The sequence below is a fragment of the Halomonas pelophila genome (assembly GCF_040196315.1).
Taxonomy (GTDB): Bacteria; Pseudomonadota; Gammaproteobacteria; order Pseudomonadales; family Halomonadaceae; genus Halomonas; species Halomonas pelophila.
On record NZ_JBEGCI010000001.1, the window covers coordinates 299,658 to 316,080 of the forward strand.

A 16,423-nucleotide genomic window follows, 5' to 3' on the forward strand; every position below is an offset into this window, starting at 1 on the left:
ATAACAGGCATCCCCGCGCGGGGCACGTTCTCGCGGACCCGAGGGTAACGGCAACAGGCGACTCGATACCGCGGCTTGACAGGAGGCGCCAGGGAGACGCCAGGGAGGCTCGCGCGTTCGGTCCATGGCAGGGGCCTGGTGGCGGGAGGCGGCGTCATCCCGTCAGCCGCGCCGCCAGGACGCCGCCGGCGATCAGTGCCAGCGTCAGCAGCACCAGGCCCACGAAGGTGCCCTTCCAGGCCGGCGTAGCCGCGCGCAGGTTGAGATAGACCATCAGCAGCCGCTGCGCCTTGAAGCCGGTGGCGGCGATCACCAGGCCCGCCGACCACAGCGGCAGCGACTGAGCGTCGTCCGGCGCCAGCCGGGCCGAGACCATCGAGAGCAGCGTCAGGGCCATCAGCGTGGCCCAGGTCGCGAGCAGGCGGCGGGTACCGGGCAGGGCGGTCATGGTCACCTCAATAGATAGAGCAGCGGGTAGAGCAGGATCCAGATCAGGTCGACCATGTGCCAGAAGGCCGCGGCGGTCTCCACGTTCTCGGTGGAGGTGCGCCAGGTCACCAGGGCCAACAGCGCCAGGCCGAACAGCACGTGGGCGAAGTGGAAGGCGGTGAGCCCGTAGTAGAAACCGAAGAAGGCGTTGGTTTCCGGGGTGATGCCGGCTGCGAACTTGCCGGCATACTCGATCCCCTTGATGACGCCGAACAGCACGCCCAGCGCCATGGAGGCCCCCAGCCATTGGCGGGCACGGCGGAGCCGCGCGGCGCTCACCGCCTCCACGGCCAGGGCCACACAGAGCCCGCTGGTCAGCAGCACCAGAGTGTTGAGCCCGCCGACCAGGGGGTCGAGCTCGCGCTGGGAGGCGTCGAACAGCGCCGTCGCGCCGACACGCTCCGCGGCGTAGAGCGCGAAGAAGGCACTGAAGACCAGCATCTCGCTCAAGATCAGCACCCACATCAGCGGGTTGCCGGGCAGCGCCGAGAGCGGTCCCCAGCCGGGGTTGGGCAGCTCGCGTGTCAGGGTGCGCTCGCTCATTCGTCCGCCAGGGTGACCCGGGCGCCGCCGAAGGCCAGGCTCGTCGGGTCGCGCACCGGCTCGTTGGAGGTCAGCCGGCTGATGCCCACGCCGCAGCGGGCCACCATCCAGATCAGGCAGGCGGTGAAGTAGACGTAGCCCAGCGCCCAGGGCGCCACCGCGGGGGCGCCGACCAGCCCCAGCAGCTGCCAGGCGGCCACGAAGAGCCCCCCGCCCAGCATGCCCAGCCAGAAGGTGCGGATCTGGAACTGCAGGTGACTCTGCACCCAGGGCGCGGCGTTGCGCCGCTTGAGGTGGGCGATCAGCACGCCGATGGGCGCGGTGACCACGGCCAGCACGCTGCCCAGGAACAGCATGTAGACGACAATGGCGGCGCCGCGGCCGCGGGCGGCCTTGTCCGAGTCGAGGTCGCCGTCGTGGGCCGGGGAGTGACACTGGGTGTGGGACTGGGGTAGGGACATCGGGGAGCACCTCGCATCCGGCGGTCGGCCGGGGTCCGCATCGAGGGCCGGCCTATTGATGTATTTCACATGCCACTATAGCGCGGAGCGCGGCGGCCTTCCCTGGCCTGGATCAAGTCCGCGCCCGTAAATGCGAATGCCGCCCGTGGGCGGCATTCCTGAGGTGGCGTTCCTTAAGTGGTGTGAGTGGCGTGAGTGGCAGGGCGGATCAGGCCTCGGCCTGCTGACCCGGACGTGACGGTGCGTCGTCGCCGGCGGCTGCTTTGCCTGCGGCATAGCGGGCTGACGGCTCCTGGAGCTCCGGCAGGTAGCGATAGCGCTCCTCGCCGAGTTCCGGCACCCGGCTGCGCTCCATGCGCCGGATCGCGCCGTGCATCCAGATCAGCGACACGGCCACCAGCACGAAGAGCACCATGTAGGAGCTGGTCCAGACCCCGGTGAGGTCGAGCACGACGCCGAACAGGATGGGCAGGAAGAAGCCCCCCAGGCCGCCGATCATGCCGACCAGGCCGCCCACCGAGCCGACGTTCTCTGGATAGTAGACCGGGATGTGCTTGTAGACCGCGGCCTTGCCCAGCGACATGAAGAAGCCCAGCAGCACGGTCAGCACCACCACGCCCCACAGCGGCATGGCGAGCGAGAAGGCGATCTGGCCCTCCTTGCCCTCCACCACGTAGTGGGTCTCGGGATAGGCGAGCAGGAACAGGCAGACCAGTGAGGCGATGAAGGTCAGATACATGATGGAGCGCGCGCCGTAGCGGTCGGACATCCAGCCGCCGAGCGCCCGGAAGACGCTGGCCGGCAGGGTGTAGAGGGCGGCCAGTGAGCCGGCCACGGCGATGCTGACGTCGTAGGCCCCCACGTAGTAGCGCGGCAGGTAGGAGGCCAGGGCGACGAAGGCGCCGAAGACGAAGAAGTAGTAGAGCGCGAAGCGCCACACCTGCAGGTGCTTGAGCGGCGCCAGCTGTTCCCGGGCGGAGGTGGCCTTGCCGCCCTGGCCGCGCCGGGAGAGAGTCAGCGGATCCTCCTTGGAGAACACCCAGAAGCCCACGGCCACCACGGTCAGCACGATGGCGTAGATCACCGCGGTCTGTTCCCAGCCCAGCGCCAGCAGCAGGAAGGGCGCGGCGAAGTTGGTCACCGCCGCCCCCGCGTTGCCGGCGCCGAAGATGCCCAGCGCCGTGCCCTGGCGCTCCTTCTCGAACCAGTAGGAGGTGTAGGCGATGCCGACGATGAACGAGCCGCCGGCCAGGCCGACGCCGAGCGCCGCGACCAGGAACATCGCGTAGGACTCGACATAGGAGAGCAGGAAGACGCAGGCCGCAGTGACCAGCATCAGCAGGCTGAAGACGCGCCGGCCGCCGAACTGCTCGGTCCAGATGCCGAGGAAGATGCGGCTGATCGAGCCGGTCAGGATCGGGGTGGCCACCAGGATGCCGAACTGGGTCTCGTTGAGGCCGAGGTCCTGCTTGATCTTGATGCCGATGATGGAAAAGATCGTCCACACCGCGAAGCAGGTGGTGAACGCCAGGGTGCTGAGTGACAGCGCCCGGATCTGTTGGGGCCGGGTCACCCCCTCGAGGTGTTTCATGTCGTGCCTCCTTCGGCGTGCATGAATGGTCGCTTTCCAGACTGGCAGGCAGGGGGCGGACGATATTGACGTGCATCAAGTCTGCCGCCCCGCTACTCCTTGATATTCCAGGCCTATCTCTTTGGAGGTACAGAGCTGTCGCCGTTAGTCGGGACGCCTCGGCGTCCCTCGCATTGGCTTTGTGGGATGGCCTGGGCCCTAGTTGCTGTGCGACTCAGGGATTCTTCACGTAGGCGCCGGGGCGCAGGTAGAACCACCAGTTGACGACCAGGCAGAGGGCGTAGAAGACCGCGAAGCCGTACATCGCCATCTCCGGGGTGCCGGCCTTGATCTGCTCGCCCATCACCCGCGGGGCGATGAAGGCGCCGTAGGCGGCCACGGCGGAGGTCCAGCCCAGCACCGGGCCCTTCTGCTGCAGGTCGAAGATGAAGCCGATGCTGCGGAAGGTGGAGCCGTTACCGATGCCACTGGCGGCGAACAGCACGATGAAGAGCACAAGGAACATCCAGAAGTACTGGTTGGGGTCGGTGGCGTTGTAGGCCAGCATCATCACGTAGCCCACCGCCGCGGAGGCCAGGACCATCACCACGGAGATCGCCTGGGTGACGATGGCGCCGCCCACCTTGTCGGAGATCCAGCCGCCCACCGGACGAATCAGCGCGCCGACGAAGGGCCCCATCCAGGCCCAGGTCAGGGCGCTGGGGGCGTCGGGATTGGCCACCCGGGTGATGGTGCCGTCGGCGGCCACCTCCATCATGTTGCCGAAGATCACGCTGATGGAGAGCGGCAGGGCGGCGGAGAAGCCGATGAAGGAGCCGAAGGTGGCGATGTAGAGCACCGTCATCGCCCAGGTGTGCTTGTTGGAGAAGATCGCGAACTGCTTCTGGATGTTTGGCTTGATGTCACCGGGAATCAGGCGCAGCAGGCCCAGGGTCAGGGCGATGGTCAGCGGCAGGGCGATCCACATGTTCAGCCAGCCCAGGGCGACGACGCCGATGATCGAGGTGATCAGGCCCACGCCGTAGAGGCCCAGGATCTTGCCGAAGGCCTGCACGGGAGAGCCGGGGTTGGGCGTGATGGCGCGGATGTTGTTCATGCCGAACCAGCCGGCGAAGGCCAGCGGGATCAGGAAGACCAGCCAGATGAAACCGGCGTTCTGGATCCAGGTGTCGGTGCCCGCCTCGATGCGGCCGATCAGCGTACCGCTGGCCTTCTGCAACTCCATCGGCTCGCCGCCCAGCGCGCCGAAGAGGCCGACGGTCATCACCAGCGGGATCAGGATCTGCATGGTGGTGACGCCGAAGTTGCCGAGGCCGGCGTTCATGCCAAGGGCATAGCCCTGCTGCTTCTTGGGAAAGAAGCTCGAGATGTTGCTCATCGAGTTGGCGAAGTTGCCGCCGCCGATGCCCGAGAGCAGCGCCAGGGCCTGGAAGATCCAGAAGGGCGTGCCCGGGTTCATCAAGGCGATGCCGGTGCCCAGGGCGGGAATCATCAGCAGGGCGGTGGTCAGGAAGATGGTGTTGCGCCCGCCGGCGATGCGGATCATGAACGACGCCGGGATGCGCAGGGTGGCGCCGGCGAGGCCGGCAATGGCGGTCAGGGTGAACAGCTGATCCACCGTGAACGGGAAGCCGAGGTTGCGCATCTGGGTGGTGATCATGCCCCACATCAGCCAGACGGCGAAGCCCATCAGCAGGCTCGGGATGGAGATCCAGAGGTTGCGGCTGGCGATCTTGCGCCCCTGGGTCTTCCAGAACGTCTCGTCCTCGACGTCCCAGTGTTCGATATCGGCGTTGCGCCGGCCGCTGGGCGGGAGCGGCTGTCCCTTGTCCTCCCAGCGGGTGGAGTCGGCACTCTCTCTGGTCATGGTGGTTCCCCCTCGCGGTCTCTCGATGGCACCCCTCGCGCGATGGCGGTTGACCGGCATCAAGCCAGGGGCTTTGCCACGCAAGATACGCCCGGGAGAGGGAGGGCGAAACGGCCCAAAAAGGCCGCTAAAACAGCGAGATACCCCTTGAGGGGTAGAGGGGGAGGCGGGTGCTTTCCTGCCATATCAGCGACTTAGCGTCGCGCCCCGGGCGGCGACGGGCCGGGGACGGGCGACGGGGCTATTTGGAGGTATCCACACGGAACCTCGCCGGACTACTTGTCCACACCCTCCTGCACGGCCCACACCGCGGCCTCCACTCGGGAGCGCAGGTTGAGCTTCTTGAGCAGGTGCTTGACGTGGACCTTCACCGTGCCCTCGGTGATGTCGAGCTGGCGGGCGATCAGCTTGTTGGAGAGGCCCGCGGCCAGCTCGCGCAGGATCTCCCGCTCGCGCTGGGTCAGGCTGTGGATATCCGGGGTGGCCGGCTGGCTGCGCTGGCTGCGCAGCGCCTCGGCCAGCAGGGCGGTGAGGCGCTCGCTGATCACCATGCGGCCCAGCGCCGCCTGGCGCAGCTGGCGGATCATGTCATCCGGGTCCATGTCCTTGAGCAGGTAGCCGTCGGCGCCGGCGCGCAGGGCGGCGACCACGTCCTCCTCGTGGTCGGAGACGGTGAACATCACGATGCGCCCGGCGAAGCCGTCCTGGCGCAGCCGCTTGAGGGTCTCGAGGCCGTCCATCCCCGGCATGTTGAGGTCCAGCAGCACCAGGTCCGGGTCCAGCTCGCCGACCAGGCGGACGCCCTCCTCCGGCTCGCCGGTCTCGCCGGCGAGCGCCAGGTCGTCCTCCAGCTCGAGCAGCTGGGTCACCCCGCGGCGCAGCAGCGGGTGGTCGTCGATGATCAGGAGGGTGGCGGGGTCATGGGCGTTTCGGGTCATCCGGCAGGGTCCCTGTTCACGGGTTGAAGTTTGACGGGCGGCTCGGCGGGCTGCTGGGCGATCAGCCGGGCCGTCTGCGGGGTGAAAACGATGGCCACGAGGGTGCCGCCGGCGTCGCGGTTGCGCACCTGGAAGTCGCCGCCCAGGGTATCGGCCCGGTCGCGCATGATTACCAGGCCGTAGTGCATGGGCGGCGAGTCCTGGGTCTCGAGGCCGATGCCGTCGTCCTCGATCATCACCTCGAGGCGGGCCTCGGCGAAGCGCACCGTGACCGCCGCCCAGTGGGCCCGGGCGTGCTTGTGCACATTGGCCAGCGCCTCGCGCACCACCTGCAGCACGTGGATCTCCTCGTTGGGGTTGAGCAGGTGCGGCGGCACGTCGACGTAGAGCTCCACCGGGAAGCCCAGGCGCTCGCCGAACTCCTCGGTGGTCTGGCGCAGGGCGCTCGAGAGCCCCGGGCCGTCGAGGCGCAGCCGGAAGGTGGTGAGCAGCTCGCGCAGCTGGCGATAGGCGCTGTCGAGCCCGGTGCGCAGCTCGTCGAACACCGGCGCCTGGGTCTCCCGCGGCATCTCCTTGACCTGCATGCGCTCCAGGCGCGCCACCTGCATCTTCAGGTAGGAGAGCGATTGGGCCAGGGAGTCGTGGAGCTCGCGGGCGATGATGGTGCGCTCGTTCATCAGCGTCACCTGCTGCTCCTCCTCGATGCGCCGCTGCAGGAAGACCGCCGTGGCCAGCTGGTCGGAGAGGGTGAAGAGCAGCCGGCGGGTGCTGGCGCTGAGCGGCTGTGCGGTGGGGTACCAGACCTCCAGGGTGCCGAGCAGGGTCTCGCCGACGCTTACCGGCAGCATCAGGCACTCCGACTCCTCGTCCTCGGAGAGCTCCAGGGGCTGGGGGTCGATCAGGCAGGCGTGGCAATCGTGGTTGCGGCAGTAGGTCGGCCGGCTGGGCGAGTGGGTGGCCAGTATCGACACCTCACGCTGGTCGTAGGGGTCGTGCAGCGACAGGCCGATGGGGCCGATGCCGAGCAGCGCCTCGAGGCGGCGCAGCATGGGGGCGGCGCTGGCGCAGAGATCGTTGCCCCCGCCGTAGAGCGCGCGGCTGCCGTCGTGAAGGATCTGCATGGCCTCGTTGCTGCGAGCCAGCTCCTGCTTCTTGCGCGACACCCGTGCCTCGAGCTCCGCATAGCTTTCGCCGAGCTCCGCGGCCATGGTGTTCAGGGTGTTGCCGAGCAGCGCCAGCTCGTCACTGCCCGAGAGCCGGGTGCGATGGCTGAAGTTGCGGCGTCCGGCCTCCCGGGCCAGCACCACCAGCTGGTGCAGCGGGCCCACCAGGTTGTGGCGGATGTCGTAGAGGGCGATCGCCACCACCACCGCGGTCAGCAACAGGAAGAGGATCTGCAGGGCGCTGAGCAGGCGGATCTTGGCCTCGCTGTTCTCCTCGAGACGGGTGACCATCTGGTCGATGTCGCCTACCAGGCCGTCGAGGGTCTGGCGCAGGGCCTCGACCTCCAGCCCGCCGCCGGCGATGGCGCGGATCACCTGGGGCGCGAGGGAATCTTCCCAGCGCGTCTGCAGCAGCCGGTACTGCTCGCGCAGGGGATGGTCATCGGCCACGGGCAGCGCCGCGGTCAGTCGGGGGCTCGCCAGCCGTTCGTGGAAGCGCTCGCTCAGCGCCTGGACCCGCTCGCGATGCACAGGCGCAGGCTCGCTTTGGTAGCGCTGCAGGGCCGCGACGATCTGGTAGGTGTTCATGCGCAGCGAGCCGGCCACATTGATGGCGGCGGCGTCGCCGCGGCTGCCGTTGGCCACCATCATGGTCACCACGATGCTGATCAGCGCCATGGCGCTGATCGCCAGCAGCGAGGCGCTGATGCGAGCCACCAGGGAGCGCTGCAGCAGCTTCATCGAGGTCTCCAGCCGGACGAACGAGGGGTGTCGAATGACACTATACCCTAGTAGGTAGGCGCCGCTCCCTCAAAGGCGTACCCCGACTGCCTCTTTGACGTCCTTCCCCCGGCTCCCGAGACTTTCGGGTAACCCCTCTCGAGCCTCGGCCCATGTCCTGCGATCCCCCGTCATCCTCGCGCGCCACTCGCGCCTCGCCGCGCGGCGGGGTCGAGGCGCCGCCGGGCTACCGCGCGCTGGTGGTAGTCGCGCTCTCGCCGCTGGCCTTCGCCCTGGTCTTCGCCTGCTGGACGCTGTTCGCCGTGCTCGGCGTGGAGCTGCGCCGCGACCTGGCCCTGGGCGGGGTCGCCTTCGCCGTGCTGCTCTCCACGCCGATGCTCGCCGGCGCCCTGGCGAGCCTGCCCATGGCGAGGCTGGCCCGACGTCACGGCGGGCGCCGCGTCATGCTCGGCTGCCTGCTGCTGATCTGCCCCTTCCTGTGGTGGATCAGCCACGCCCAGCACTATGTAGAGTTCCTGCTGGCGGGCCTCGGCCTGGGGCTGGGGGCCGGGTCGCTGGCCGCCGGCCTGGTCTACGTGGCGGAGCTGGGGCCGGCCCGGCATGCCGGCCTGGCGCTCGGGCTCTATGCGGCCGGCATGGTCGGGGCGGGGCTCGGCTACCTGCTGCTGCCGCTGATCAGCCAGGCCTACGGCTGGCGCACGGCGCCGCTGCTCTACCTGCTGCCGGTGCTGCTGGTCGCCGGGCTGCTGTGGCTCTTCGCCGAAGACCGCGATCCTCTCCCGCTCGTGAGCGACCCCATGGGCGATGAGGAGGCGCCCCCGCCTCGTCCCTCGTGGCGGGCGCGCATCGCTCATCTCGCCCGGCGGCTCGCAGACTGGTCGCCGTGGCGCCTGGCACTCCCCTATGCCTTCTTCTTCGGCGCCTTCCTGGCCCTGGCGCTGTGGCTGCCCGGCCACCTGGCGGCGCGCTTCGAGCTCTCGCTGCAGGGCGCTGCGCTGCGCGCGATCCCCTTCACCCTGGCCGTCGGGGCGGGCCAGGTGCTCGGCGGCTGGTTGGCCGATCGCCGGGACTTTCGCAGCCTGCGCTGGTGGATCTGCGCCTTCGTGCTGGTCTGCCTCTTCCTGCTCTCCTATCCGCCCTTCGAACTCCGCATCGAGGGCACCCACGGCCCGCTGAGCTGGCACTACGCGGCGCCGCTGTGGGGCTTTCTCGGCCTGCTGGTGCCCATGGGGGTAGCCATGGGAGTCGGGCAGGGCAGCCTGATGCGCCTGATCCACCGCGACCATGGCGGTGACATGGCGCTGGTGGGGGGGCTTTCGCTGACATTGGGTGGGCTCTTCGCCGCCCTGCTGCCGCCGATCTTCGTGCTGGGCAGCGAGTGGCTGGGGCTCTCCACCGCCGGCTTCATGTTCCTCTACGCCGCCCTGGTCGTCTGCATGCTGGTGATGCTCGCCGACCATGCGCGATACCGCCCTCGGCCGGAGTGACACCACCGGCCTAACCCCTCCCTCGGCGCCGCCTATCCCCTTGGGGGTAGGGGTCATGTATATGGAGGTAACCGGGCAGTAATCGGCGTGGGGATCACCCAGAATCGGCTTCAACGACCCTGGCCGCGAGCGATGCAAGGCGGCGGTGCAGGACGGGTGACCCGGTGCGGTCACGCATCTTTTCGAGGAGCCTGGAGAGCGACCATGAGTCACTTCATCGATCGGCTGAACTTCTTCCGCAAGGCCCGCGAGCCCTTCGCCAACGAGCATGGCGAACTCCGTCAGGAGTCTCGCGAGTGGGAGGACGGCTACCGTCAGCGCTGGCAGCACGACAAGGTCGTGCGCTCCACCCACGGGGTGAACTGCACCGGGTCGTGCAGCTGGAAGATCTACGTCAAGAACGGCCTGGTCACCTGGGAGACCCAGCAGACCGACTATCCGCGTACCCGGCCCGACCTGCCCAACCATGAACCTCGTGGCTGCCCGCGCGGTGCCAGCTACTCCTGGTACATGTACAGCGCCAACCGTCTCAAGTACCCGCTGATCAGGAAACCGCTGCTCAAGCTGTGGCGCGAGGCCCTCGAGGCGAAGGGTGATCCGGTCGATGCCTGGGCCTCCATCGTCGAGGACCCTGACAAGGCCAAGCAGTACAAGCGTGCCCGCGGCATGGGGGGCTTCGTGCGCGGCAACTGGGACGAGCTCAACGAGCTGGTCGCGGCCTCCAACGTCTACACCGCCAAGCAGTTCGGCCCGGACCGCATCATCGGCTTCTCGCCGATTCCCGCCATGTCCATGGTCAGCTATGCCGCCGGTAGTCGCTACCTGTCATTGATCGGCGGCGTCTGCATGAGCTTCTACGACTTCTATTGCGACCTGCCGCCGGCATCGCCGATGACCTGGGGCGAGCAGACCGACGTGCCCGAGTCCGCCGACTGGTACAACTCCGGCTATATCATCGCCTGGGGCTCCAACGTTCCGCAGACCCGCACCCCGGATGCTCACTTCTTTACCGAGGTGCGTTACAAGGGCACCAAGACCGTCTCGATCACCCCGGACTACGCCGAGGTCTCCAAGCTCACCGACGAGTGGCTCTCTGCCAAGCAGGGCACCGATGCCGCCCTGGCGATGGCCATGGGCCACGTCATCCTCAAGGAGTTCCACCTCGACAAGCCCAGCGCCTACTTCACCGACTACGTGCGCCGCTACTCCGACATGCCGTTCCTGGTCGAGCTCGAGGCTCGCGAGGACGGCAGCTACGCGCCGGGACGTCAGCTGCGTGCCAGCGATTTCGATGCCAGCCTGGGTCAGGAGAACAACCCGGAGTGGAAGACCGTCGCCTGGGACGAGACCCGTGACCAGCTGGTGGTGCCGCGCGGCTCCATCGGCTTCCGCTGGGGCGAGACCGGCGACGAGGTCGGCAAGTGGAACCTCGAGCCGCTGGACGCCGAAGGCACCGAGATCAAGCCGCTGCTGAGCCTCGCCGAGCACCACGACGGCGTGGCCAGGGTCGCCTTCCCCTACTTCGGTGGCATCGAGCACGAGCACTTCGACCATGTGAAAGGCGAAGGCGCGGGGGCGGCGGATGACCTGCTGTTCCACAACCTGCCCGTCAAGAAAATGAAGAAGGCCGACGGCAGCGAGATGCTGGCGGTCACCGTGTTCGACCTGATGTGCGCGAACTACGGCATCGACCGCGGCTTCAGCGGCGATAGCGAAGATGACGGTGCCACGTCCTACGATCAGGTCCGCCCCTACACCCCGGCCTGGCAGGAGAAGATCACCGGGGTGCCGGCGGATCAGTGTGCGCGCATCGCCCGTGAGTTCGCCGACAACGCCGACAAGACCCAAGGGCGCAGCATGATCATCGTCGGTGCCGGCATGAACCACTGGTACCACATGGACATGAACTACCGCGGCCTGATCAACATGCTGGTCATGTGCGGCTGCATCGGTCAGAGCGGCGGCGGCTGGGCCCACTATGTGGGTCAGGAGAAGCTGCGCCCGCAGACCGGCTGGACCCCGCTGGCCTTCGGGCTGGACTGGCAGCGTCCGCCGCGCCACATGAACTCCACCTCCTTCTTCTACAACCACTCCTCCCAGTGGCGCTACGAGAAGCTCGAGATCAAGGAGATCCTCTCGCCGCTGGCCAAGGCCGAGGACTATCCGGGTAGCCTGATCGATTTCAACGTGCGCTCCGAGCGTATGGGCTGGCTGCCCTCCGCGCCTCAGCTGGGCACCAACCCGCTGCGCCTGGCCGCGGCGGCCGAGGCCGCCGGAATGTCCACCAAGGACTACGCCGTCGAGCAGCTCAAGAAGGGCGAGCTGGCCTTCGCCGCCGAGGACCCGGACAATCCCCAGAACTTCCCGCGCAACATGTTCATCTGGCGCTCCAACCTGCTGGGCAGCTCCGGCAAGGGACACGAGTACATGCTCAAGTACCTGTTGGGCACTCGTCACGGTATCCAGGGCAAGGACCTGGGTGAGGAAGGCGGCACCATACCCGAAGAGGTCAAGTGGCACGACGAGGCGCCCGAGGGCAAGCTCGACCTGCTGGTGACCCTGGACTTCCGCATGTCCACCACCTGCCTCTACTCGGACATCGTGTTTCCCACGGCGACCTGGTACGAGAAGAACGACCTCAACACGTCCGACATGCACCCCTTCATCCACCCGCTGACCGCGGCGACCGACCCGGCGTGGGAGTCACGCAGCGACTGGGACATCTACAAGGGCATTGCCAAGGCCTTCTCCAAGGCCTGCGTGGGGCACCTGGGCGAGGAGACCGACCTGGTCACCCTGCCGCACCAGCACGACTCCCCGGCGGAGCTTTCCCAGGTCGAGGTCAAGGACTGGAAGAAGGGCGAGTGCGAGCCGATCCCGGGCAAGACCATGCCGGCACTGATCGAGGTCAAGCGCAACTACCCCGAGACCTATGAGCGCTTCACCTCCGTGGGCCCGCTGCTCCAGAGCATCGGCAACGGCGGCAAGGGCATCAACTGGAACACCGAGTCCGAGGTCGAACTGCTCGGCAAGCTCAACCACCGCAAGCTGGACGGGCCGCACAAGGGGCGTCCGCAGATCGAGAGTGCCGTGGACGCCGCCGAGATGATCCTGACCCTGGCGCCGGAGACCAACGGCCAGGTGGCGGTGAAGGCCTGGGACGCGCTTTCCAAGATCACCGGGCGGGATCACACCCACCTGGCGCATCCCAAGGAAGAGGAGAAAATCCGTTTCCGCGACATCGTTGCCCAGCCGCGCAAGATCATCTCCAGCCCGACCTGGTCCGGCCTCGAGGATGAGCACGTCTCCTACAACGCCGGCTATACCAACGTCCACGAGCTGATCCCCTGGCGCACCGTCAGCGGCCGCCAGCAGTTCTACCAGGATCACCCCTGGATGCGCGCCTTCGGCGAGAGCCTGCTGGCCTATCGGCCCCCCATCAATACCAAGGCGGCGCAGGGCTTCACGCTTCCGGCCGACAATGGCTACAAGACCAAGGCGCTGAACTTCATCACGCCGCACCAGAAGTGGGGGATCCACTCCACCTACAGTGAAAACCTGCTGATGCTGACATTGTCACGCGGCGGCCCCATTGCCTGGCTGTCGGAGGACGATGCGCAGTCGATCGGCATTGAAGACAACGACTGGATCGAGCTCTACAACGCCAATGGTGCGATTACCGCCCGTGCGGTGGTCAGCCAGCGGGTCAAGAACGGCATGGTGATGATGTATCACGCCCAGGAGCGAATCACCAATATCCCCGGCTCCGAGGTCAGCGGTACGCGTGGCGGGTTCCATAACTCGGTCACCCGCATCTGCCCCAAGCCGACGCACATGATCGGCGGCTACGCGCAGCTCTCCTACAGCTTCAACTACTACGGCACCGTCGGCTCCAACCGCGACGAGTTCGTCCTGATTCGCAAGATGAAGAACATCGACTGGCTGGATGGCGAAGGCAATGACACCGTGCAGGAGGCCGTCAAATGAAGATTCGTTCGCAAGTAGGCATGGTCCTCAATCTCGACAAGTGCATCGGCTGTCACACCTGCTCGGTGACCTGCAAGAACGTCTGGACCAGTCGTGAAGGCATCGAGTACGCCTGGTTCAATAACGTCGAGACCAAGCCCGGTATCGGTTATCCCAAGGAGTGGGAGAACCAGAAGAAGTGGAAGGGCGGCTGGTTGCGCCGTAAAGATGGCAAGATCGAGCCGCGCATCGGCGGCAAGTGGCGAGTGCTGGCGAACATCTTCGCCAACCCCGATCTGCCGGAGATCGACGACTACTACGAGCCGTTCACCTTCGACTACCAGCACCTGCACACCGCCAAGCAGGGCGAGCATCAGCCCACCGCGCGGCCGCGTTCGCTGATCTCCGGCGAGCGCATGAACAAGATCGAGTGGGGCCCGAACTGGGAGGAGATCCTCGGCACCGAGTTCGCCAAGCGGCGCAAGGACTCGAACTTCGAGAAGATCCAGGCCGATATCTACGGCCAGTTCGAGAACACCTTCATGATGTACCTGCCGCGGCTGTGCGAGCACTGCCTCAACCCGACCTGCGTGGCGTCGTGCCCGAGTGGCGCGATCTACAAGCGCGAGGAGGATGGCATCGTCCTGATCGACCAGGACAAGTGCCGCGGCTGGCGGATGTGCATCTCCGGCTGCCCCTACAAGAAGATCTACTACAACTGGAAGACCGGTAAGTCCGAGAAGTGCATCTTCTGCTATCCGCGCATCGAGGCCGGCCAGCCGACGGTCTGCTCCGAGACCTGCGTGGGGCGCATCCGCTACCTCGGCGTGCTGCTCTATGACGCCGATCGCATCGAGGAGGTGGCGAGCTCCCCGGACGAGCGTGACCTCTATCACCGCCAGCGCGAGATCTTCCTCGATCCTAACGACCCCGAGGTGATCGCCCAGGCCAAGCAGGACGGCATCACCGACAACGTGATCGCTGCCGCCCAGGCCTCGCCGGTCTACAAGCTGGCCATGGACTGGGGCCTGGCACTGCCGCTGCACCCGGAATATCGCACCCTGCCGATGGTCTGGTACGTGCCGCCGCTGTCGCCGATCCAGTCGGCCGCCGAGGCCGGCAACGTCGAGTTCGACGGCGTGATGCCCAAGATCGAGTCGCTGCGCATTCCGGTCAAGTACCTGGCCAACATGCTGACCGCCGGCGAGGAAGAGCCCGTGGTACTGGCACTCAAGCGTCTGATGGCCATGCGCCTCTACATGCGCGGCAAGCACGTCGAAGGCAAGGCCGAGACCGAGGTGCTGGAGAGCGTGGGCCTCAGCGAGGCCCAGGTGGAGGACATGTACCGGTATCTGGCCATCGCCAACTATGAGGATCGCTTCGTGATCCCGACGAGCCATCGCGAAATGGCCACCGAGGCCTTCCCGGAGCGTGGCGGCTGTGGCTTCACCTTCGGCGACGGCTGTCACGGCGAGAGCAAGCCGAGTCTGTTCAATGGCCGTTCACAGACCACCACCCTTGTTCAGCCGGTGGAGACCTTCGACCCCCAGGCACAGGGCAAGCGACAGAGCGAGGAGGTGCGTCATGGCTGAGGCAGCCATCCAAACCCCGGTGGCGGAGCCTGACATGCTGAGTCTGCGTGTGCTGGCCCGACTGCTCGACTACCCCTCCGCGGAACTCCAGGCCGCCGCGCCGGAGCTGATCGAGATCATCAACGCCGAGCGCCGGCTTCCGGCATCGCTGCGCGCTCGCCTGATGGACTGGTGCCAGCGCCTGCTGGAGGCCGACCTGCTGGAACTGCAGTCCGAGTATGTGGCCCTGTTCGACAAGGGTCGCAGCACCTCGTTGCTGCTCTTCGAGCACGTTCACGGCGAGTCCCGTGATCGTGGCCAGGCGATGGTCGACCTGATGGCCGAGTACCGCGCCGCCGGTTTCGAGCTCGATGCGCGTGAACTGCCCGACTACCTGCCGATGTTCCTGGAGTACCTCTCGACCCGCCCGGAGGCCGATATCGGTCGCTGGCTGGGCGAGATCCGTCACATCCTGGCGTTGCTCAGTGCGCGCCTCGAAGAGCGCGAGGCCGACCATGCCCTGGTGCCACTGGCGCTGCTGGCGCTGATCGGTGCCGAGGGAGACGTCGCTGCCCACCGCGAAAGCGTCAAGGAGGAGGCGCCCGACGACACCCCCGAGGCGCTGGACGAGGTCTGGGAAGAGGAAGCGGTGCGCTTCAGCGCCGCCTCCGACGAGGACTGCGCGCTGCAGTCCGCCGAAGGTCGCCGACTCGCCGAGCGCAAGAAGGCCGTGCCAAGCGACCCCGTCAAAATCATGCCCGGCAGCGGCCCGACCGAACGCGGCCCGGCCGTTCGCTAAAGGAGAACCGTCATGTTTGGCGAATACCTGCAACACCTCATCTATGGCTACTACCCCTATCTGGCCGGCACGGTGTTTCTGGTCGGCAGCCTGCTGCGCTTCGACCACGGCCAGTACACCTGGAAGACCGGCTCCAGCCAGATGCTCTCGTCGAAGAACATGCGCCTGGCCAGCAACCTCTTCCATATCGGCATCCTGGTGATCTTCTTCGGCCACCTGTTCGGCATGCTGACACCGCACTGGGTCTATGCGCCCTTCCTGAGCGCCGGGACCAAGCAGGTGCTGGCGATCGTCATCGGCGGCATCGCCGGGGTGCTGTGCCTGGCCGGTGGCGCCATGCTGCTCTACCGTCGCCTGACCAACCCGCGGGTCAAGGCATCGTCGAGCATGATGGATAACGTCATCCTCGGGCTGATCGTCTTCCAGGCAGGCCTGGGCGTGATCAGCGTGTTCTTCTCGCTGGGGCACCTGGACGGCGAGGTGATGCTGACCCTGGCGGGCTGGGCGCAGTCCATCGTGTTCTTCAGCGGCGGGGCGGCCGACTACATGGCCGAGGTCTCCTGGATCTACAAGATCCATGTCTTCATCGGCCTGACCATCATCCTGCTGTTCCCGTTCTCGCGCCTGGTGCATGTGTGGAGCGTGCCCTTCGGCTACGTGACTCGCCGCTACCAGCTGGTCCGCAAGCGGGGCTGAGCCAAGAGCTTGCCCCCACTCCCGGCAGGGGCGCCGGGGGCAGGGCGAAGAGGAGGTCCGACGGCAGGGATGACGTCGGTAGCGCCCAGGGACGGGTTCATAGCGCCTCCT

12 protein-coding genes are annotated in these 16,423 nt (G+C 66.9%); 5 read left to right on the forward strand and 7 right to left on the reverse strand.

Annotated elements, in window-relative coordinates; all coding sequences use genetic code 11:
- Positions 1-154 precede the first annotated feature (154 nt).
- The 7 genes from ABE957_RS01395 to ABE957_RS01425 all read right to left on the reverse strand — a co-directional run bounded on the left by ABE957_RS01395 (position 155) and on the right by ABE957_RS01425 (position 7,793).
- Positions 155-448, reverse strand: coding sequence for a hypothetical protein (locus ABE957_RS01395; protein ID WP_349756864.1), 294 nt, complete (start codon positions 446-448; stop codon positions 155-157).
- Positions 449-450: 2 nt separating this feature from the next.
- Positions 451-1,032 (reverse strand): cytochrome c oxidase subunit 3 family protein, encoded by a 582-nt coding sequence (locus tag ABE957_RS01400; RefSeq protein WP_071943065.1) that lies wholly within the window; start codon positions 1,030-1,032, stop codon positions 451-453.
- Entirely contained in the window at positions 1,029-1,493 is a 465-nt protein-coding gene (locus ABE957_RS01405) for a DUF4870 family protein (RefSeq protein WP_349756865.1), read from the reverse strand. Before ABE957_RS01405 ends, ABE957_RS01400 begins: the two co-directional genes overlap by 4 nt.
- Before the next feature lie 208 nt (positions 1,494-1,701).
- Positions 1,702-3,084, reverse strand: coding sequence for an MFS transporter (locus ABE957_RS01410; RefSeq protein ID WP_349756866.1), 1,383 nt, complete (start codon positions 3,082-3,084; stop codon positions 1,702-1,704).
- A 214-nt stretch (positions 3,085-3,298) separates the two neighbouring features.
- Positions 3,299-4,951: an MFS transporter gene (locus ABE957_RS01415; RefSeq protein ID WP_349756867.1), complete on the reverse strand. Its 1,653-nt coding sequence runs from the start codon at positions 4,949-4,951 to the stop codon at positions 3,299-3,301.
- 275 nt (positions 4,952-5,226) lie between these two features.
- Positions 5,227-5,889 carry a two-component system response regulator NarL gene (gene narL, locus ABE957_RS01420; protein ID WP_349756868.1) on the reverse strand — a complete coding sequence of 221 codons (663 nt, stop codon included), beginning with the start codon at positions 5,887-5,889 and terminating at the stop codon, positions 5,227-5,229.
- Positions 5,886-7,793 carry a type IV pili methyl-accepting chemotaxis transducer N-terminal domain-containing protein gene (locus tag ABE957_RS01425; protein ID WP_349756869.1) on the reverse strand — a complete coding sequence of 636 codons (1,908 nt, stop codon included), beginning with the start codon at positions 7,791-7,793 and terminating at the stop codon, positions 5,886-5,888. Before ABE957_RS01425 ends, narL begins: the two co-directional genes overlap by 4 nt.
- A 152-nt stretch (positions 7,794-7,945) precedes the next feature.
- On the opposite strand from ABE957_RS01425, the gene ABE957_RS01430 reads away from it, so the two are divergent.
- From ABE957_RS01430 to narI, 5 genes are all read left to right on the forward strand, one after another.
- Positions 7,946-9,280, forward strand: coding sequence for an MFS transporter (locus ABE957_RS01430; protein WP_349756870.1), 1,335 nt, complete (start codon positions 7,946-7,948; stop codon positions 9,278-9,280).
- A gap of 204 nt (positions 9,281-9,484) precedes the next feature.
- The gene (locus tag ABE957_RS01435) at positions 9,485-13,267 is read left to right on the forward strand and encodes a nitrate reductase subunit alpha (protein WP_349756871.1); all 3,783 of its coding nucleotides are present in this window, start codon (positions 9,485-9,487) and stop codon (positions 13,265-13,267) included.
- Positions 13,264-14,838 (forward strand): nitrate reductase subunit beta, encoded by a 1,575-nt coding sequence (narH, locus tag ABE957_RS01440; protein ID WP_349756872.1) that lies wholly within the window; start codon positions 13,264-13,266, stop codon positions 14,836-14,838. The genes ABE957_RS01435 and narH overlap by 4 nt, the downstream gene beginning before the upstream one ends.
- On the forward strand, positions 14,831-15,616 hold the full coding sequence (gene narJ / locus ABE957_RS01445) for a nitrate reductase molybdenum cofactor assembly chaperone (protein ID WP_349756874.1): 786 nt from the start codon (positions 14,831-14,833) through the stop codon (positions 15,614-15,616). The genes narH and narJ overlap by 8 nt, the downstream gene beginning before the upstream one ends.
- A gap of 12 nt (positions 15,617-15,628) precedes the next feature.
- Positions 15,629-16,312, forward strand: coding sequence for a respiratory nitrate reductase subunit gamma (narI, locus tag ABE957_RS01450; RefSeq protein WP_349756875.1), 684 nt, complete (start codon positions 15,629-15,631; stop codon positions 16,310-16,312).
- Positions 16,313-16,423 lie beyond the last annotated feature (111 nt).